This window comes from Streptomyces sp. NPDC050625, assembly GCF_040654755.1.
Taxonomy (GTDB): domain Bacteria; phylum Actinomycetota; class Actinomycetes; order Streptomycetales; family Streptomycetaceae; genus Streptomyces.
On sequence record NZ_JBFAIQ010000002.1, the window covers coordinates 605,683 to 626,566 of the forward strand.

Annotated in this window: 10 protein-coding genes; 7 read left to right on the forward strand and 3 right to left on the reverse strand. The window is 69.7% G+C overall.

All coding sequences use genetic code 11. The features are described from left to right. Positions 1-216: 216 nt before the first annotated feature. Positions 217-6,075 (forward strand): AAA domain-containing protein, encoded by a 5,859-nt coding sequence (locus tag AB0I54_RS06910; RefSeq protein WP_363294843.1) that lies wholly within the window; start codon positions 217-219, stop codon positions 6,073-6,075. A 63-nt stretch (positions 6,076-6,138) separates the two neighbouring features. Here the strand turns inward: AB0I54_RS06910 and AB0I54_RS06915 are convergent, their stop codons facing one another. Next, positions 6,139-8,310 carry a UvrD-helicase domain-containing protein gene (locus tag AB0I54_RS06915; protein WP_363294844.1) on the reverse strand — a complete coding sequence of 724 codons (2,172 nt, stop codon included), beginning with the start codon at positions 8,308-8,310 and terminating at the stop codon, positions 6,139-6,141. 182 nt (positions 8,311-8,492) lie between these two features. Here AB0I54_RS06915 and drmA point away from each other — a divergent pair, with 182 nt between their 5' ends. The 6 genes from drmA (at position 8,493) to AB0I54_RS06945 (ending at position 18,826) form a co-directional block, all read left to right on the forward strand. Further along, entirely contained in the window at positions 8,493-12,317 is a 3,825-nt protein-coding gene (gene drmA / locus AB0I54_RS06920) for a DISARM system helicase DrmA (RefSeq protein ID WP_363294845.1), read from the forward strand. After that, positions 12,314-14,209 (forward strand): DUF1998 domain-containing protein, encoded by a 1,896-nt coding sequence (locus tag AB0I54_RS06925; RefSeq protein WP_363294846.1) that lies wholly within the window; start codon positions 12,314-12,316, stop codon positions 14,207-14,209. Before drmA ends, AB0I54_RS06925 begins: the two co-directional genes overlap by 4 nt. Next, positions 14,206-14,970, forward strand: coding sequence for a DISARM system phospholipase D-like protein DrmC (drmC, locus tag AB0I54_RS06930; protein ID WP_363294847.1), 765 nt, complete (start codon positions 14,206-14,208; stop codon positions 14,968-14,970). The genes AB0I54_RS06925 and drmC overlap by 4 nt, the downstream gene beginning before the upstream one ends. Positions 14,971-15,384: 414 nt before the next feature. Then, a complete protein-coding gene (locus AB0I54_RS06935) occupies positions 15,385-15,531 on the forward strand; it encodes a hypothetical protein (protein WP_363294848.1) in 147 nt (48 codons plus the stop codon). A 108-nt stretch (positions 15,532-15,639) separates the two neighbouring features. Further along, the gene (katG, locus tag AB0I54_RS06940; RefSeq protein ID WP_363294849.1) at positions 15,640-17,829 is read left to right on the forward strand and encodes a catalase/peroxidase HPI; all 2,190 of its coding nucleotides are present in this window, start codon (positions 15,640-15,642) and stop codon (positions 17,827-17,829) included. A gap of 400 nt (positions 17,830-18,229) precedes the next feature. Further along, positions 18,230-18,826, forward strand: a complete 597-nt coding sequence (locus AB0I54_RS06945) for a tetratricopeptide repeat protein (RefSeq protein WP_363294850.1) — start codon at positions 18,230-18,232, stop codon at positions 18,824-18,826. Positions 18,827-18,860: 34 nt separating this feature from the next. Here AB0I54_RS06945 and lepB read toward each other — a convergent pair whose 3' ends face one another. Together lepB and AB0I54_RS06955 are read right to left on the reverse strand one after the other, a co-directional pair. After that, positions 18,861-19,508 (reverse strand): signal peptidase I, encoded by a 648-nt coding sequence (lepB, locus tag AB0I54_RS06950; protein ID WP_363294851.1) that lies wholly within the window; start codon positions 19,506-19,508, stop codon positions 18,861-18,863. Between the two features lie 78 nt (positions 19,509-19,586). Continuing rightward, positions 19,587-20,837 (reverse strand): Ig-like domain-containing protein, encoded by a 1,251-nt coding sequence (locus AB0I54_RS06955; protein WP_363294990.1) that lies wholly within the window; start codon positions 20,835-20,837, stop codon positions 19,587-19,589. Between the last annotated feature and the right edge of the window lie 47 nt (positions 20,838-20,884).

Sequence of the window (20,884 nt, forward strand, 5' to 3'; positions counted from 1 at the left end):
AGTTGCTGCTTGATCATTCATCAGTGGGCTTGTGGCCCGGTGGGCCTTCAGGGCGGCGTGCACTGTCGGGGGTTGCTGATACTCTCGCCGCGTGTGCTCAGTTCACACCCAAGTTCGCGCGCCGGGGGGCGCCTTGTGGGCGGCTTGAGGCGGTCTGGGCCAGATGACACTGAACGGGTCATGAGCTGGCCCTCAGCACTCAGTGGGGTGGGGCGTGTGAGTCAGGACGAGGGCGGGCTGGGCGAAGGTCTGCGGCCGGTCGGATCTGTTCACCAGTACGACGACGGTCTGTACGTACGGGTGGACGATGTCGTGCCGTACGAGCCGGCCGACGCCAGTCACGGGTACCGGCCGGGTGACGACCTGGTGCGCTGCACCCTGCACCTGAGCAACGGCACCGGACGGCCCGTCGACGTGGACGGCATCAGCCTGCTGGTGCGCGGCGGCCCCTATGGCAAGACGGCCCGTCAGGTGCAGGACCACCGCAGTGACGTGCTCGACGACGAGCTGGAGGGCACCCTGCGCACGGGGCGCAGGCTCTCCGCGACGTGGGCCTACAGCATCCCGGCCGGAACCGCCGACGACCTGGACATCGAGGTCCGTTTCCAGGGTGCGCACGACCGGGAGAGCGTCACCTTCACCACGGCCGCGACGACCGGTCCGGCCTCCCTCGGCACCGGCGCCGCGTCCGTGTTCCGTGACGGGTGCTCGCAGACCGAGCCCGGGGGCGACCTCGCCGCCACCACCGGCGGAGTCGGGCAGCAGTACACCGCCCGTGCCACGCTCGACGCCGCCCCGGCCCAGCCGGCCGGCCCGGGGCGCCAGGTCACGCCGTCACCCTCAGCTCAGTTCTCCGCCGGCGCACTCGACGCCGCACGCGTGCGGCAGATCTTCCGGTTCCTCGCCGAGGCCGAGGAGTCCAAGACGCGCCCCGTGCGCACGCTCGACAGCGCGGCCGGAACCGTGTGGTTCGACGAACTACCCGACGACGACGGCGTCGAGGTGATGATCGACGGCGTGCTCGAGACCGACGAGCCGGCCTGGCTGACCGTCACCCGCCCCGACCGCGAGGACGCGCCGCACCTCAAGGCCCTCCTCGCCCCCTGGGTGGACGAGACCCGCATCCGCGACTTCAAGCAGACCCGCGCCCCGCACCTGCGCCGACGCGTCGAACCGGAGTTTCCCGACTGGTCGCAGGGCATCCCGCTCGACAAGACCTACCACGAGCTGGACGAGCACCCCCAACGGGAGAAGATCGAGAAGCTGTACGCGGCCTGGGAACAGGAATGGCTCGCCTGGGCGGAGCGACGCCGCGCGATCGATCCTGCCGTCCGGCTGTACGACCGGCTGCACAAGATGCACGAGGACGCCGCCAACCTCGGTGAGGCTTACGAGCTGGTGCTCGGCCTCGGACGGCTGACCTGGCAGACGGCCTCCGGGCAGCGGGTGGAACGCCACCTCGTCACCCACCTGGCCACCCTCCGGCTCGATCCGTCCACCGGCACCCTCACCGCCGCCCCGGACCCGACCGGCGCCGGCCTGGAACTCGAAGAGGGCATGCTCGAAGGGGCCCAGCACGTGCCGGGACCCGTGCGGGAGGAGATCGTCGAGGTACTGGAAGGCGCCTCGGACGTGACGGACCCCGAATACCTCGGCGCCGTGCACACCGCCCTGCGTAGCTGGGTCAACGCCGCGCACAGCGCCGGTAGCTACGCACCGACCGTGGAGCGCGCCAAGCCGCGCAGTCTCGACGTTCCGCACGTCGGACTCACCCCCGCACTCGTCCTGCGTGAGCGCAGTCGCCGCTCGACCATGGAAGCACTCAAGGCCATCGCCCGGCAGATCGACGCGGGCACCCCGCCCACCGAACTGCTGAGCTACATCGCGGGCCGCGACGGCGCGCTCACCGCGGCGGACCTCGCGGCGGCGGAGGGCGGGACCGCGAACGACGGCGACGAGATGTACTTCGCCCTGCCCGCCAACGAAGAGCAGCGCACGATCGCCGAACGCCTGCGCGCCAACCGGCTCGTCGTCGTCCAGGGCCCGCCCGGCACGGGCAAGACGCACACCATCGCCAACCTGGTCACCGACCTGCTCGCCCAGGGCAAGCGGGTCCTCATCACCAGCCACACCCCGCGCGCCCTGCGCGTGCTGCGGGACAAGCTGCCGGAGTCCGTCCGCGACCTGTGCGTGAGCCGCACCGAGGACGGCGCCGCCGCCCAGCGCGAGCTGGAGGCGTCCGTGCACAGGATCCTCAGCGAGTACGCCGGCTACGACGAGAAGGCCTCCGGGAAGGCGATCAAGGCGCTCCAGTCACGCCTCGCGAAGGCCCGCGCCGCCCAGCAGGCCATGCTGCGCGACCTCGCGGTGCTGCGCGAGCAGGAGACCCACCACTTCGAGGCGGAGATCGGCGACTACCGCGGCAGCCTCCAGGAGATCGCCGAGCGCCTCACCGCGGAGGCGGGACGACACGACTGGATCGGCCCCGTCCCGCAGGAGCAGCCCGCCCTGACCGCTGCCGAGGTTTTGCGCCTGCTGCACGCCACCCGCGCGTACACCCCGCACCACCAGGCCCTGGCCGCCGAGGTGCCCGGGCCCTCCGAGCTGCCGAGCCCCGGTGACTTCGAGGAGGCCGTGCGGGTCGTACGGTCGGCCGAGGACGCGCACGCCGCCGCGCGCCAGGACCCTCTGTGCGCGGAGTACGACGCGGCCGCGCGGAACCTGAGCGAGACCGAACAGCAGCGGCTGTCCTCGGCGCTCGACGCGTTCTCCGCCGCCCGTGCCCGTGCCGCGTCCCTCGCCGCTCCGGCCGGCGACTGGGCCGCAGCACTGCTGAAAGAGTTGACCGAGGGCCAGGACTGGCAGGCGCGCAGCCGGCGGGCCGCCGTCACCGAGACCCTCGCCGCCGTCGACGCCTCGCTCGCCACGTTGGGCACGGCCATGGTCAGCGGCCTGGACCAGTACGACCCGGCCACGGCGCTCGCCCAGGCCACCGCTCTGCACGACGGGCTCGGTCAGGGCCAGAAGCTGCGCGGGCCCCTCGGCATGCGCTCCAGGCTGGCGAAGACGGTCGGCGCGTTCGTGGACACCGTACGGGTCGACGGACGGAGTCCGGAGGAAATCCCGACGGCGGCCGTCGTCCTCGCCCGCGTACAGCTCGAACTGCGCCTGGCGCAGGTGGAGTCCGAGTGGGGCACTCCCGTCGCCGCCTGGAACGGACATGGGCCGCGCCTCGCACGGCTGCGTCAGGAGGCGGAGGTGCTCGATGCGCTGCTCGCCGTCGCCGCCGCGCGTACCGATGTCCTGACCGCCGCGGCCACGTCACCGGCGCTCGCCGTCGCCACCTGGCACGACGCGCCCGTCGAGCACGCCGTACGCACCCTGCTGCGCGCGGCGACCACGCTGCGCGCGGCCGAACGGTCCCGCGAGGTCGTCGCGGACGCCGAGGAACTGCTGCGCGCCTGGAGCGACCGGCCCGGTGCCGCACCCGCGGTCGTGCGCGCCCTCGACGCCGTGCGCGACCGGGACCCCGACGGCTACCGCTCGTTCAGCGACGAGATGGCCGAGGTGCGTGAGGCCGCGCGGCTGCGAGCCGAACAGGACACGGCCCTCACCCGTGTCCGCGAGGCGTTCCCGGAACTTGCCGAACGCATCACGGCCACGCACGAGGACACCGCCTGGGACACCCGGCTGCCTTCGTTCGCCGAGGCCTGGGCCTGGTCCGCGTGGCGCGAGCGCATGGAGCGGCTGACCGATCCCCAGGCCGAACGCCTCCTGCGCAAGCGGCTGACCGAGGCCGATGACGAAGCCCGCATCATGCTCGCGCGACTTGCCGCCGCCCGCGCCTGGCACCGCTGCCTCGGCCTGCTCACCGGCGACCAGTCCCGGGCGCTCAGCGCCTACCAGCAGGCCGCCCGGCGCATCAAGGGCAAGTACCAGCACCGCTACCGCCGTGACGCCCAGGCCGCCCTGCGCAAGGCGCAGACGGCGGTGCCGGCCTGGATCATGCCGTTGCACCAGGTCGCCGAGACGGTGCCCATGGACCGGCCCGGTATGTTCGACGTCGTCATCGTCGACGAGGCCAGCCAGTCCGGCCTGGAGGCCATGCTGCTGAGCTGGCTCGCCGACCGGATGGTCGTCGTCGGCGACAGCAAGCAGGTCAGCCCGTCCAACGTCGGCCTCAAGCAGGACGAGTACTTTCACCTCAGAGATCGCCTGCTCACCGCTCTCGAACCGCACGTCCGCAGCCTGTTCGGCCCCGACTCCAGCTTCTTCGACCTCACCGAAGCGCTCTCGGCGGGCCGCGGCACGCTCATGCTCAAGGAGCACTTCCGGTGCATGCCGGAGATCATCTCCTTCTCCAACGACCTCTGCTACAACCGCGATCTGCTGCCCCTGCGGCAGTACGGGGCCGACCGGCTGCCCCCGGTCCGCACCGTGCACGTCGAGCACGGCGAAGCCCTCGGTGCCAACTCCCGTCTGTGCAACCCTGCCGAGGCCGAGGCACTCGTCGACGCGATCGTGCGGTGCTGCGCCGACCCTGCCTACGACGGCAAGACCATGGGGGTCATCAGCCTCCGCGCCAGCAAGGGACACCTGGCGGAACTGGAGAACCTGCTGGCCGACCGCCTCGACTACGAACAGCGCGAGGAGCGGCGCATCCGGGTCGGCGACGCCGAGGACTTCCAGGGCGACGAGCGGCACGTCATGTTCGTCTCCTGCGTCAACTCACCGTCCACGGGCGCCGGATCCGTCCCGGGCGGCTTCAACGGCAAGACCTACGAGCAGCGGATCAACGTGGCGGCATCGCGCGCCCAGGACCAGGTGTGGGTGTTCCACAGCGCGCGCGCCGAACAGTTCCACGAGAACGACCTGCGCCGGCGGTGGCTCGACCATCTCACCCGGCCCGCGGAGGAGGACACCGCCGCGGTCGAGGGTGAGGTGCTGCCCGACGTCAGGCACGAAGCGTTCGACAGTCTGTTCCAGCAGAAGGTGTACCTGGAACTGACGGCTCGGCGCTATCGGGTCCGCCCGGGATACAGGGTGGGGCGCCACACCCTCGATCTGGTGGTGGAGGGCGGGACGCGCCGACTCGCGGTCGCCTGCGACGGTGACGCCTTCGCCGACGGCGAGGACGCCTCCACCGCGGCGGCCAGACAGCGAGACCTGGAACGCGTCGACTGGACGTTCGTCAGGGTCCGGGGCAGCCGGTTCCACCTCGACCGCGAGCAGGCGCTGGCGCCCCTCTGGGCCGAGCTGGAACGGCTCGGCATCGAACCGGTACGGAACGAGCCGGCGGAGCCGGGCACCGCAGCCGACGCCGAGGGCGCAGGGACGGAGCCGGACGACGAGAGCGTGGCGACCGAGCTCGACAGCGAACCGTGCGAGGAATCGGGCGGCACGGGAACGGTGACCGTACCCGTATCCGCTCCCGACGTGGAGGCCGTACCCGCCCCCGCGGATCCGCGCGAGTCGCTGCGGAATCCAGCCTTGGAGGCGATGCCCGCTCCGGCGAAGCCGTCCACGGTGCCTTCGAAGAACCGCGCCGAAACCGGACCCTCCGGCCCGGCCCGGCCGACGGAGCCCGGCGTGGCGCCGACTCCGCTCACGCGGGGCTCACTGCCGGTCCGGCAGATCCCCGCCACGGCCTTCCAGCGGCTGGTGCGCGAGGTGCAGCAGCTGCAGACGGCCCTCGACGCTCCCGACGAGACACCCGACGGGGCGGACGCGGCGCAGCTCGTCTTCCTCAGGAAAACCCAGGCCGACCGGCGTGACCGGCACACGAAGCGTCTCGCCTTCCTGCGGACGTTCCTCGACTCCGTCGGCATCGGGCGGGAACCGACCGTGCCGGACGTGGTGATCCCGGGCGCGCTGCTGGTCCTGGAGTTCGACGGTGACACCGACGAGGACACCCTGTACACCGTCGCCGAACTGCCCACCGAAGAGGCGGACATCGTCTCTCCGTCGTCCCCCCTCGGCCATGCGCTGATGTGGCAGCCCGCCGGTCGTGAGATCTCGTACGACGCGTCCCAAGACAAGACGCACACGGTCGTCGTGCGGGAGATACGGGCCTGAGCACTTCGGCATCCGGCCCTGTCACGCGTCCCTCACGGTCCGGGTGGCAGGGCCCTGTGCAGTTCAGCCTGCGACCGGGTCCAGCAGGCGGCTGCGCTCACCGCTCCAGGAGATGGCCAGTGCGTCTCGCGCCCGCGTACAGGCGACGAAGAGCAGGCAGTGTTCGGCCAGCAGATCGGAACGGTGCTGAACGGCGTCCTCGTCGGCCGGCGTCACCTGCGGAGCGAAGGGGAGCACGCTCGACGTCACGCCCACGACGGCCACGCAGCGGAACTCCAGTCCCTTCATCGCGTGCATCGTCGCCACGCGCACACCCGACACCTCCGGGCCTGGATCGTCCTTGACCGCGACCGCCGGGACGCCCTCCCGGCGCAGACGCGTGATGACGGCGTCGACCAGCGTGTTGAACCGGGCGCACACCGCGACTTCGGACGGCTTGACGCCGTTCTGGTCCACCCAGACCCGGATCTGCTCCACCAGCGCCCGCAGCTCGTCGTCCTGGCCGGCGTGGCCCCGGGCCACCGGAACGCGGCCGTGCAGCTCGGACCGGTAGCCCCGCAGCGAGTCGGGGCCGCCCTCATCATCGTCGTCCTCACCGAGCCGGCCCACCGGCTGGCCGTCCAGGAGCGACGCCGACCAGCGCAAAATCTCTTCCGTACTGCGGTAGTTGACGCGCAGACGGGACGTGCGCCCCTGCACATGAATGCCCAGCGAGCGAAGCGAGACCCGGGAGTCGTAGATGCGCTGGTGGGGATCGCCGACGAGGAACAGGTCGTCGGCCTGTTCTGCGACGCAGGCGCGCAGCACCCGCCACTGGGCCGGGTGCAGGTCCTGCGCCTCGTCCACCACGACGTGACGGTAGCGCGGCCCCTTCTCGGCCAGGATCCGGGCGGCCTGGTCGCAGAGCATGGTGTACGTCGCCGAGTCGCGCCCGGCCAGGTCCCTCGTGAACCGTTCCATGACCCGCCACAGCCGCGCCCGCTGCACCCGCCCCACCTGCGTACCGCGCCCCCGGCGCACACACCGCAGGTACTCCTCGGGTGTCCGCAGGCCCTGAGCGAGCACGACGCCCCGGAACTCCTGGGAGAGGAAGCGCTCCGACCAGGGCAGGTCCTCGCGGGCGGCGGCGCGGGTCCAGGCGCTCTTCTCGGCCGCCGCCGACAACGGCTTGGGCGAGCTCCCCCGCGCCTCCCGTATGACCCGGGCGGCCAGCGAGTCCACCGTCGTGACGTCGACCCGGTCGAGCAGGTGGGCGTCGGCGTCGCCCAGCAGGAGGGCCAGGCTGTCCCGCAGTGCGGCCGCCATGGCGTTGGTGAAGGTGGTGAGCAGGATCCGGTCGCCCTCGTGTCCGGAGCGCAGCAGATGCCGGACCCGGTGCAACGCGACGACGGTCTTGCCGGTGCCGGGGCCACCCGTCACCTGAGCCGGTCCGTTGAAGCCGGGATGGTAGGCGTACCGGCGCTGGGCGGGATGCAGGAAGACGCGCCAGCGGGTGAAGTCCTCGGTGAGGATCCGCTCCAGCTCACCGGGGCCGGTGACTTCCACGAGTCGGTCGGGCGTGTTGAGGATCGCGTCGCTGAGCGTGACGGTCGGCCGGCCCGCGGCCGTGCGCACCGTCTGCCCGCGCGGAGCGATCAGCTGCTCCCAGACGTCCTCGGGCGAGTAGTCGGCCGCCAGGTACTCCAGTACCTCGTACTGGTCGGCGGGCATCATGGGCGGCGCCATGACCGTCAGGTCGTCGGCCGTGACGCATACCCGCGCCAGTCGCAGCACCTGATCGTCGATGCCCAGATCGCGCAGCACGGTGTCGGAGTGCCGGGCGAACAGACGCGTCGGCGTCTCGACCGCCTTCGTCTCGAAATAGGTCTCCATCTGCTCGAGCGCCTCGACATTGCGGACCTCCAGTCCGCCGGTGGCCCCGTTGACCGAGTAGGCGCGCTTGCAGGCCCAGTTGATCGCCTCGTCGTGCGGTGCGACCCGCAGCAGCGTGTACAGCCCGCTCCCGTCGTCCGGGGCGAGAAGAACCCCCCGGTAGAACCTGGTGATCCGGATCGTGCGTATCCGGGGGTCGCGCGCTCCTTCGAGTTTCTCCAGATGCATGCCCTTGCTGGCGTGCAGTTGAGGCACGGTCAGGCTGCGGAACATCTGGATCGCGTCATTGACCTCCTTCTGGACCGGTCTCTGCAACGAGATCAGATCCGCGACGAAGTCGTCGGAGAGGGCGAGACGGGGCATGGGCGTCCTCGGGTCGCGGGCGGGCGGCGGGCGAGCACCAGACTAGAGACTGGTCTGGATGCCGGGCGACGGAGAGTTCGCGAATCATTGTGTGAACTCAGTCAACAATCTATATTTCTGATGCTGTCACACCATCGGCGCACGCCCGAATCCCAACGGACCTGTCCGAAAGGACCCACCGCATGCCGGCCCAGCCTGCCCAGGCCGCTGTCCCGCATCCGCTCGACGAAGTTCCCCAGACGTTCCTGGCGGGGGACTCCTACGCGGTCCGAGACGCACTCGTGACCTACATCCGCCGGGACCTGCTGGGCCCCTGGGACGGTGGGACGGAGACCTTGCCGAGCGCCTCCTCCGGGCCGCGCGACCGCTACCTCGTCGGCATGCTCGGTCCCCGCCCCCAGACCGTCACCGCGGACCGGATCGCCCGTGCGGCGGCACAGAGCGCGGACGGCGAGTCGGGCGACGAGCAGGAAGGTGACGACAGCGACCTGCAGGACCGGTTGAGCCCGCAGGCCGCCGGGCACATCTGGGCCTCGTCCATGGGGCTGTCCTTCACCGTCCCGGCGTCCGTCGGCACGCTCAGCGCCGTGGTCCGCTGGGGCCGCTACACGCAGTCGGAGGAAGCCACCGAGCGGGGGACGACCCGCAGGGTCTGGTCGCGTGAGCCCGTCGAGCATCTGGTGGACATCGACGTGACGGGCGCGGCCGACCGGGCCGTCGAACTCGACGGCGAAGCCATCGTCCTCGACGTGCAGGTACGCCGGCACACCGGCCGCACGGACGCCGAAGACCTGCGCATAGTCGAGCTGGCCCTGGTGAACCGGCAGCCGGACAGCCGGGACGCACGCGACGCCCACTGGCTCTTCCAGACCGAGATCGACGTCACCGCCTTTCCCGATGACCAGGCCGCGGTCTTCCTGCCGGTCGACGATCCCCTCGACATGGCCGGCCCCGGCAAGGTGCCCGAGGATCCCGAGGAGCGGCGGCTGCGTCTCCTCTACCGGGACAGCCTCAGCCACGCCAAGGGCCGCAACGTGGCCGTGCACGCGCACGTCCGCGACGGCGAACGCAACGCCCACCGCCTGACCACCGTCTGGCTCCCCGAGTACGACGTGCGGGCCACGACCGCCCCGGCACTCGAGGAGCAGGACCTGCTGCGGGGGCTGGAGTTGGGCATGGACGAACTTGCCGCGCTCGCCGTGCCCGACCGCCGGAGTGAACTCGGCGCGGCCCTCGCCCCGCTGGCCGACGGATACGGCACCTGGCTGGAACAGCAGCGCCAGGCAGCCCGCTCGCTCCCCGACGACCTGCGTGAATCGGCCGACGTCGCGATCGAGCAGGCACTCGAGGTCTGCGACCGCATCACCCTCGGCATCGACCGGCTCCTGGCCGACGAAACGGCTCTGGCGGCCTTCCGCTTCGCCAACCGGGCCATGGCCCTGCAGCGGCGCAACACCGCCATCGCGGCCGCCCGCGCCGGCCGAGAGAACGACCCCTTCTCCTACCGGGAGGCGCAGGAGGAGGTCCACGGCAGGGGCAAGGCGGCAGCCAGCTGGCGTCCGTTCCAGCTCGCCTTCGTCCTGCTGAACGTCGCCTCCCTCACCCAGCCCGGACACCCGCACCGCGGCACCGGCCGTGCAGCCCTCGTCGATCTGCTCTTCTTCCCGACCGGTGGTGGCAAGACCGAGGCATATCTGGGCCTGGCCGCCTACACCTTCGCGCTCAGGCGCCTGCAGGGCACGGTCGGCTCGGGAGCCGAGGCCCGCAGCGGCGAGGCCGGGGTGGGCGTGCTCATGCGCTACACCCTGCGGCTGCTGACCGCCCAGCAGTTCCAACGCGCGGCCGCTCTGGTGAGTGCCTGTGAGGTGCTGCGCCGCGAGGAGTACGCACGCGACCGGCGCTGGGGCTCCACTCCCTTCCGTATCGGACTCTGGGTGGGCACCTCCGTCTCGCCCAACTGGTTCGACGAGGCGAAGGAACAGATAGCCGAGGCCAAGGAGAGCGCCAGCGACAAGCACGCCCGCGTCCTGCAGGTCCTCACCTGCCCCTGGTGCGGCAGCGGCCTGACTGCCCGCTCGAACATGGAGTACGACGAAGGCCGCCGCCGCATCCTGCTGTACTGCCCGCGCGCGGAGGGCGAGGACCGCTGCCCCTTCTCCCGTCGCGAAGCGATCGGCGAGGGGATCCCGGTCCTCACCGTCGACGAGGAGATCTACCGGCTGGCGCCCTCGCTGCTGATCGCCACGGTCGACAAGTTCGCGCAGCTCCCGTGGAACGGCTACGCGGGCCTGCTGTTCGGCAGGGTCACCGAGCTCTGCCCCCGCCACGGGTACCGGCACGACGATCTAGACGCCAAGACCGGCTGCGGCGGCCGGCACAACGCCCGGGGCGCTCTGCCCGGTGTGACCGCCCAGCCCGTCACCCGCCTGCGGCCCCCCGACCTGATCATCCAGGACGAGCTGCATCTGATCTCCGGCGCCCTCGGCACCACCGTGGGCCTCTTCGAAGCCGCCGTCGACCAGTTGTGCACGTGGAGCTTCACCGACGCCCACGGACAGCGCCAGGAAACCGGCCCCAAGATCGTCGCGTCCACCGCGACCACCAAGCGGGCCGCCGACCAGGTACGCGGTGTCTTCGGCCGCGAGGTCGCCGTCTTCCCGCCCCAGGTGCTGGACGTCGGCGACACCTTCTTCTCCCGGCAGGTGGAACTGAGCCGGGAGAACCCGGGCCGTCGCTACCTCGGCGTGTGTGCGCACGGCACGCGACTGAAAGCCGCCGAGATCCGCGTCGCGGAGATCCTGCTTCTCGCGGGACAGCAGCTCTTCGACGACTACGGCAGCCCCGCGGACCCGTACATGACCCTCGTCGGTTACTTCAACGCGACCCGTGAACTCGCCGGCATGCGACGGTACATGGACGACGACATCACCACCCGGGTGCGTGCCAACGGCAGCCGCAAGGGCCAGGACACACTCTCGGACCGCATCGTGAGCAGAGCGGGCATGCTCAGCATCCAGGAGCTGACCTCCCGCATCTCCTCGGCGGACATCGGGGCCGCCCTCAAGAGGCTGGAGATCGAATTCGACCCCGAGCGTGACACCTCGGTACGACGGCGCGCCTTCTTCCAGGAGTACGCGGTCGCCATGAAGGAGAAGCGAGAGCCCCGCGCCTCCATGACGCCGACCATCCGGCAGGCCGTCGACGTGGTACTCGCCACCTCCATGCTGCAGGTCGGTGTCGACGTCTCCCGCTTCGGTCTGATGCTGGTCGTCGGCCAGCCCAAGAACACCGCCGAGTACATCCAGGCGTCCTCCCGGGTCGGCCGTGACGCCAGGCGTCCAGGTCTCGTGGTGACCCTCTACAACTGGTCCCGACCCCGAGACCTCGCGCACTACGAGGACTTCGAGCACTACCACGCGACGTTCTACCGTCAGGTGGAGGCACTCTCCGTCACCCCTTACACCCGCCGCGCACTCGACCGGGGCGTCGCCGCCACGTACGTCGCCGCGCTGCGGCACGCGGCCTACGACACCTCCCGCAACCTCGACGCCCACCACGTCGACCTCGACGGACCGCTCGCGCAGCACATCGAACGGCGGCTTCTGGAACGGGCCGAACGGGTGGGCGGCGACCGGCCGCGCCAGTACCTGAGCGAACGGCTGGACCGGCTGAAGGACGAATGGCGCCGCAAGCGCGACGAGAGCAGCTCGGCGCTCGGCTACCGCAAGGAGAAGCACAAGACGACCGTCGTGAACGGACTCCTCAGGCGGGCCGACGGCTCCCGGTGGACCGAGCTCACGGTCGGCATGTCGATGCGTGAGACGGAGAACGAGATCAACCTGCTCCTGCCCGGCGGCGGGGCGTTCCTGGAAGAGCCCTCGGGCGGCGGACCCGACTGGACGTTCGGCACACCCGGGACCGAGTCCGACCCCGACATGGCGGCCACCGTGGACAGCGACGAGTACGGGCCCCTCACGGCCGACACGGCCAGGAAGGCACAGCGATGAGCACCCATGCCGGCAACCGCAGGGTCGGCGCCGTACGGCCCAGCCACCTCATGTTCACCGCCGGTGTCGGCGCCCTCGTCGACCTGCCGAACTTCTCGGTCCTCATCAGGGGCATCGATTCCTGGAGCCATTCCGGCATCACCGACTACGACATCGACGAGCCCCGTCTCCGCGCCGCGGTCAACAGGTCCCTCCAGCGCTACGGGCGCGGACAGGTCGAACAGCTGCGTGCCGCTCCCTGGCTCGAGGGCGCCGACACCGACCCGAAAGGCTGGGCGGCCCAGGGAGTCGGCGTGCCCGTCACACCCTTCCCGCAGTGGCTGCGCTGCACCGCGTGCAACGTGCTGGCAGCCATCGACTCCGGAGAGTTCGTGTTCTTCAACTCCAACCCACGGACACCGCACGAGGCGAAGTTCGTCCACGACTGCAAGCGGGGCAAGCCGCTCGCCGTGGCCGCCCGCTTCACCCTGGTCTGCACCGCCGGTCATCTCGACGAGTTCCCGTACACCGCGTACGTCCACCACGGTCAGGCTTGCGGCAAGACACCGCGACCGAAGCTGCGCATGAAGGACCACGGCGGCAACCAGGCGGCCAACGTCACCATCGAATGCGTCGCCTGCGGAGTCAAGCGCAACATCCGGGAAGCCATGGGGGAGCGGGGCCGCCGCAACCTGCCTTCATGCCGCGGTCGACACCCGCACCTGGGGACCTACGAGCCGACCGGCTGCGCGCAGGAGCCCGTCCTGATGGTGGCGGGCGCCTCCAACCAGTGGTTCCCGCTCACCCTCAGCGCGCTGGCCCTGCCCAAGGCCCAGGGCGGAGACATCGACAAGCTCCTCGACGACCACTGGCCCGACCTCGAACTCGTCGAGGACCGGACCCAGTTCGACTTCATGGCCCGCATGCCCAAGTTCGCTTTCCTGAAGGAGTTCGACGCCGACGCGGTCGTCGCAACCATCACAGCGCGCAAACAGGGGACGGCCGGACCCGCTCCCTCCGCGCCCGACGTTCAGGCCGACCTCTTCGGGCCGGAATGGGACGCGCTCTCCGGGCCCGTCCCCGTTCCCAGCGACGACTTCGCACTCCGACAGGTCCCGGTGCCCGTCCGTCTGAGCGAGCTCTTCTCCGACATCAGGCAGGTCGAGCGGCTGCGCGAGGCACGGGCACTGATCGGTTTCACCCGGCTCGATGCGCCCGACCCGGAATCCCCGGAGATCGCCACGCGAGTCGAACTGTCCCGCGGAGTCCGCAACTGGGTGCCGGCGAGTGAGGTCCGCGGCGAGGGTGTCTTCCTGCGCGTATGGGACGATCTGATGGCACAGTGGGTCGTCCGCATGGAGAAGTCCGCGCAGATGGAGGCGCACAGAGAGGCCTACGCACGATTCCGCGCCAACCGGAAGTCGGACCGCAAGACGAGTGACTTCGACCCCTACTACGGCTGGCCCGGAGCCCGGTACATCGCCCTGCACACTCTGTCCCACCTGCTGATCCGCACCATTGCGCTGGAATGCGGGTACAACTCCGCCTCGCTCGCCGAGCGGATATACGCGGGGGACGAGCAGAACCCGAGGACAGGCATCCTCATCTACACCGCGGTTCCCGACTCCGAGGGCACCCTGGGCGGTCTGGTCTCCCTTGCCGAGGAGCACGAGTTCGACCGGATCGTACGTCGGGCCCTGACCGACGCCGGTCACTGCTCGGCCGATCCCCTCTGTGCCGAGCGTCTGCCGCACGACCCGGCCGACTTCCTCCACGGGGCCGCGTGCCACGTCTGCCTGTTCGTCTCGGAGACGACGTGCGAACGCGGCAACCGGTTCCTGGACCGTCGGTTCCTCGTTCCGCTGGCTGGGGACAAGGAGCCGGTGCTGACGCCGGTCGGCCTGCTGCCGTGAGCCGAGCCGCGTTCGAGAACGCCGCCGAGGCTGCCGTCGAGGCCCTCGGGCTCTCCCGCAGCAAGGACCTGGTCGGGCTGCTGGCACGGGCACGCTCCAGGGAACGGATACTGACCGCGCTGGCGACACCGGCGGTCGGCGAGGCCGTGGCGCGACTGTGCGACGCGATCGAGTCGGAGTCGGTGCCGCCGGCCGAGGCGGCTGCCTATCTGCGCGGCTACGTCGCCGCCCGGCAGAAGGCCCGGGACACGGTCCGGGTCCGTACGGTTTGGAGTGGCCCCTCCACACCCGCTGTACCTGTCCGCGCCACCGCCCAGGTGCTCATCGAGGTCATCAACGCGGCCCAGTACGAACTGCTGGCCATGACGTACGCGGCTCGCCCCTACCCCGCCCTGACACGGGTCCTGACCGAGGCACTGGACAGAGGCGTGCGGACGCACATCGTCGTCGAGACTCTTGCCGGCGCCGGCGGACTTCTCTCGGGGAAGGAGCCCGCCGACGCGTTCGCGTCGGTGCCCGGAGTGAAGTTGTGGGCCTGGGCCCGCGAGCCGGCCAGGCAGGCCGGCTCGCGCCAGCACGCCAAGCTCGCCGTCGCCGATCGCCGCACGCTCTTCCTCGGCAGCGCCAACCTGACCGAGTCCGCCGCTCGGCGCAACATCGAAGCCGGTGTGCTGGTCACCGGCGGGGAAGCGCCCCGGCGTGCAGCCGAACACATTATGGAGTTGCAGCGCCTGGGCGTACTGGAGCCTCTTCAGCACTGAACGGCCGAGTATGTCTGGCCTAGTTCTTTGGATGCTCATCAGAGTGGTACATCTGACTGCACTGTGGCACGCCGTTGGCGGTGGCGATGAAGCATCACACCTCGTCAGAGGCAGAACTTCCCTTGCGCCACGACCGTATCGTCAGCCGTTCACTCGCCCCTCGGACACTCGCAGTAACGATACGGAAGCGAGGGCCTCGACCTAACGGTCGCGGTCCTTGTTGCGTTTTCGTAGGTGATCGTGATGCTCAGGGCCTCGTAGAGCGGGCCTTTCTTGTCGGTGTCGGCTGCTTGGATGCGTTGTGCGATGCCTCCGGTCCTCTCAGTGATCTCCCGGATCTGGTCGGGGGCGAGAGGTGTTTCCTTCTTCCGAGTAACGGAGGGCAGGGCGTCGAGCTTCTTCTGTGCTGCTTCTTTGTCGCTCGACGAGGTCTCGGACGACGGCTCGCGCGGCCGTACGAGGAGACCGGGCGGGGCGCGGATGATCGTCGTCGTGGCGGACAGGTCCGCTTCGGTGGTCGCGGCCGATGTGGATCACACGGACATGAGCGCGACCCGCTGAATGGCGGATGAATCCAGACGCACTGGAGTAAATTCGACCTTTCGTGCGGCCATCTCATCATCCTGAGTCGGTTGAGGAACGGACAGCAAGACAGAGAGAAGGCCCGACGTGTCCGCCAGTGAAAGCGAGAACCCGCTCATCCCCGCCCCGACCCCCACGCCGCATCGGCCCCGAACGAACATGGACTGGTGGCCGAACCAGGTGGACCTCTCGGTTCTCCGTCAGCGCTCGCCCCAGTCCGACCCGAGGGGTGAGGACTTCGACTACAGAGAGGAGTTCGAGACCCTCGACGTCGAGGCGCTGAAGCGGGACCTCTTCGAGCTGATGACGACCTCGCAGGACTGGTGGCCGGCCGACTACGGCCACTACGGGCCGCTGTTCATCCGGATGAGCTGGCACGCCGCCGGTACGTACCGCACGGCCGACGGCCGCGGTGGTGGCGGCACAGGCTCCCAGAGGTTCGCCCCCCTCAACAGCTGGCCCGACAACGCGAGCCTCGACAAGGCGCGCCGGCTGCTCTGGCCGATCAAGCAGAAGTACGGCCGCAAGATCTCCTGGGCCGATCTGCTGATCTTCGCCGGCCACTGTGCCTACGAGTCGATGGGCCTCAAGACGTTCGGCTTCGGCTTCGGGCGCGAGGACATCTGGGAGCCCGACCAGATCTTCTGGGGGCCTGAGGACACCTGGCTCGGAGACGAGCGCTACAGCGGGCCGGGGCAGTTCGACAGGCCTTTGGGTGCCGTGCAGATGGGCCTGATCTATGTGAATCCGGAGGGGCCCCAAGGCAACCCGGATCCGCTGGCCGCCGCCCACGACATCCGCGAGACCTTCGCTCGTATGGCGATGAACGACGAGGAGACGGTCGCGCTCATCGTCGGCGGCCACACGGTTGGCAAATGCCACGGTGCTGTCCCTGCCGACAGTATCGGTCCGGAACCCGAGGCCGCCCCCATCGAGCAGCAGGGCCTCGGCTGGAGGAACACCTCCGGCAGCGGCAAGGGCGCCCATGCGTTCACCAGCGGGCTGGAGGGCGCCTGGACTTACGAGCCGGCGCGGTGGGACAACGGGTTTCTGGACAACCTGTACAAGTACGACTGGGAGCTGACGGAGAGCCCCGCCGGGGCCAAGCAGTGGACCCCCAAGGATCCCGCGGCCCAGGGCACCGTGCCCGACGCCCATGACCCGTCGAAGAGACACGCCCCCATGATGCTGACGACGGACCTCGCGCTGAAGCTGGATCCGGTCTACGGGCCGATCTCCAGGCGCTTCCACGAGAACCCCGACGAACTCTCCGACGCGTTCGCCAGGGCGTGGTTCAAGCTGTTGCACCGCGACATGGGCCCCGCCTCGCGCAACCTCGGCCCGTGGGTTCCGGAGCCGCAACTGTGGCAGGACCCCGTCCCCGCGGTCGATCACGAGCTGATCGGGGAGGCGGACATCGCTGCCCTCAAGAGCAAGGTCCTCGCATCAGGCCTGCCCGTCTCCCGTCTGGTGGCCGCCGCGTGGGCGTCGGCGGCGAGCTTCCGCGGGACCGACAAGCGGGGCGGGGCCAACGGGGCGCGTATCCGCCTTGCACCACAACGGGACTGGGAGGTCAACAACCCGGCCGAACTGGCCGAGGTGCTGGGGACCTTCGAGCAGATCCAGCAGGACTTCAACCGCTCCCAGTCCGGCGGGAAGAAGGTCTCGCTCGCGGACCTGATCGTGCTGGGCGGGTGTGCGGCCGTGGAGCAGGCGGCGAAGAAGGCCGGGCACGACATCACGGTCCCGTTCACACCCGGGCGCACGGACGCCGCGCAGGAACAGACCGACGTCGAGTCGTTCGCCGTGCTCGAACCGTCCGCCGACGGGTTCCGCAACTATCTGCGAGCCGGTGAGAAGCTGCCGCCGGAGCAGCGGCTGGTGGACCGGGCGTTCATGCTGAATCTGACCACGCCCGAGATGACGGTTCTCGTCGGCGGCATGCGGGCCTTGAACGCCAACGCCGGGCAGTCCCCGCACGGTGTCTTCACCGACCGGCCCGGGACATTGACCAACGACTTCTTCGTGAACCTGCTCGACATGGACACGGAATGGAAGGCGTCCGCGTCGACGGAGAACGTGTTCGAGGGCCGGGATCGTGCCACGGGCGACGTCAAGTGGACCGCCACCCCTGTCGACCTGGTCTTCGGTTCGAACTCCCAACTCCGGGCCGTCGCAGAGGTCTACGCCCAGCACGACTCGAAGGAGAAGTTCGTGCGTGACTTCGTGGCCGCGTGGAACAAGGTGATGAACCTCGATCGGTTCGACCTCGCCTGATCCCGACGTCCGGGCCGGCCGCCGAGCGGCGGCCCGGACGTCCTCGGTCGGGGGCGACTCACCGTGGCTGACCCTCGCATCCGGCACGCCAGTGGCACGGTCGACTGGTTCGCCCAGGCGCACCCTGCTGACGAACGCCGCCCAGCCTCACGTAACCTCGCGCCTCGTGGAGTTCCTTGCGCGGCCCTGGTGGGCCTACGCCCGTATGTCTCGTTCGGATGCGGTGGCCCTCGACCGGCTCGGGGACCTGGTTGAGGCAGGAGAGTACGAGCAGGCCGAAGCCGGAGCGAGGGCACTGGCGGCGGCGCCGCGGCGCCTTCGGAGACGAAACCCCCTGACGGTGTGGCATGCCAGGGCTCTGGCCACGGCGGTGGCCGTGGCTCACGGGCGTGGAGCGGATGTGCTCACCGAGTTGGAGACGTTGATCGGGGAGTTGGAGCCGGCAGCGGACGTCGATCCGGGACTGGTGCTGGTGGTTCGGGGTAACCGTGTGGTGGCCCTCATTCACCAGGGGCGGTACGCGGAGGCTGAGGCCGAGGCGAATGCCGTACTGCGCGCCACGACGCGCAAAGCGCATCTCACCGAGGTGTGGAGCATCGAACTGTCCGCTTTGGACAACCTGGCGTATGCGATGTGCGGGCAGGGCCGCTACGCGGAGGCCGAGGTCATTGCGCGGGCGAATCTGCCACGTGCGGCCGGGGGCACGGCTGCCGCTTTGCACTGCGTGCTGGTGCGCAGCCTGAACGGGCAGGGCCGATACGAGGAAGCCTTGACTGAGGCCCGTCGACACAGGCCGGTTCGGGTTCGGGAGAAGAGCGGGGCCCTGGACTTGGCCACTGCCACAGCCCTGTACGGCCTGGGGCGCCGCAGCGAGGCGGAGTCCGCGGCGCGACGGGCGTTGACCGACTGCGAGAAGTATCTGCATCCGGCCCATCCCCGCATCCACGAGGCCCGGGAGCTGCTGGCCCGGACCGCCGACGAAGATCCACTCCGTTGAGACACCGTCGGGGTACGCCCGTAGCAGCAACGCCTCAGCCCACGAGCCACGGTGCGGCGGGCGGAAGCGATCTCTGGGCGCGTCGTCTGGCCACGTACCCTCCGATGCCGAGCAGGGTCAGCGCAATCCCGAGGCTTCCGCTTGTCACCAGAACTGTCGGCGGGGCGGAGTCCTCCATTACTCGCCCCTGTACCCCGGAGGCCGCGAAACTGCCTGACTGCTCACTGAGGTGGTAACGCGAGTCGTTGGAGTTCGCACGGTGGTCGCCGAGCACGAACAACCGCCCCTCCGGGACCTTCACGTCGTACGGGGCCACCACCAGGTCCTCGTAGACATCCGCCACATACGGCTCGTCGAGTGGCTTTCCGTTCACCGTGACCCGATTCCCGGCCCCCACCACGTGATCGCCGCCCATCCCGATGACCCGTCGCAACACCGGTTCGGCCACATAGCGCTCGGGTGCATCGATGAGTACGACATCACCTCGACGTATCTCGGTCGCGTCGATCTGTTCGATCAACAGTCGATCACCCGGGCGGAATGTCGGCCTCATCGAGTCACCCATGACTGTGACCGACTTGTAGTTCGCGAGGGTGTACCCGATGGCCCCTGCCAGGATGGCCAACCCGAGTGGTGCCAACACCCAGGACACATCTCTCAACCTGGCGATCGTCTGCCGCATGAGCACCCCTGCCGTTCAACTGCCCGACGGCTGTGCCGGGCATGCAGGGGCAGGGTCTCATGCGTGGTGTGACGTGCGTCAGCCGGTCGCGCTGCCCGCGACCCACTCGCTCCACGGCATGTTCCAGTCGCTGAGGCCGTTGTCCGGGGCCAGCGTGGTCTTGTCGTCGGAGTTCTTGACGATCACTACGTCACCGATCATCGAGTTGTCGAAGAACCAGGCGGCGGGCTGCCTGCCGTCGCCGCCGCCCCTGACGTCCTTCAGGCCCACGCAGCCGTGGCTGGTGTTGACCTTGCCGAAGACCGAGTCGGCACCCCAGTAGTTGCCGTGGATGAACGTGCCCGAGGAGGTCAGGCGCATGGCGTGCGGCACGGCCTTGATGTCGTACGAGGGCTTGCCGTCCTTCTCCGTGAGGCCGACGGTCGCACCGTTCATGTGGATCTGCCGGAACTTCTCGGAGATGACCATCTGACCGTTGTACGTCGGGTGCTCGGGGCTGCCGGACGAGATCGGGATGGTCTTGATCGTCTTGCCGTCCCGTACGACGGTCATCTGCTTCGTCTCGGCGTCGACGGTGCTGACCTGGCTCCGGCCGATCTTGAAGGTGACCGTCTTCTGGATCCCGTAGGCGTTGAGCTTGACGGTGACGGTGGAGCCGGGCTGCCAGTAGTTCATGGGGCGGAAGTCCAGGCGGTGGTCGTTGAACCAGTGGCCCACGACCTGCTGGCCGCTGCTGGAGCTGACCTGGATCTTCGACTCCACGGCGGCCTTGTTGCTGATCGCCTTGCCGAAGTTGACCGTCACCGGCATGCCCACGCCGACGGTCGAGCCGTTCTCGGGGGAGAGGTGCCCGATGAAGTTGTTGGCCGGGGAGATCGTGGTGATCGTGGCGTTCCCGGTGGCGGAGCGGCCCTGGGCGTCCTCGGCCTCCGCGGCGACCTGGTATCTGGTGGCCTTCTGCAGCGGGCCGTCCGGCTGCCAGGACGTGCCGTCCGCGGACAGGGTGCCCGGAATCTCGGTACCGGTCGCGACGGCGGTCATGGTCACCTTGGTGAGCTTGCCGTTGCTGACGGTGACCGTGACGGGCGCGTTGATCCCGACGTTGTAGGCACCTTCCCCGGGCGTGATCTTTATTCGGGCGTCGGAAACGTCCTGGGCGCCCGTCTGATCCGTCGGCGTCGGCGTCGGCGACTGTGTCGGTGACGGCGACTGCGTCTGCGCCTGCGGTATCGAGTCGGTCCCGGGGCCATTGTCGCTGGTGGCAGCGTGGCTGGTACCGCCTAGAGCCGTGAGTGCGAGTACGCCGCCGAATACGCCGGCCGTAGCCATCAGCCCGGTGCGTCGCTTACGTACCGTGATCAAACGCTTCTCCCATG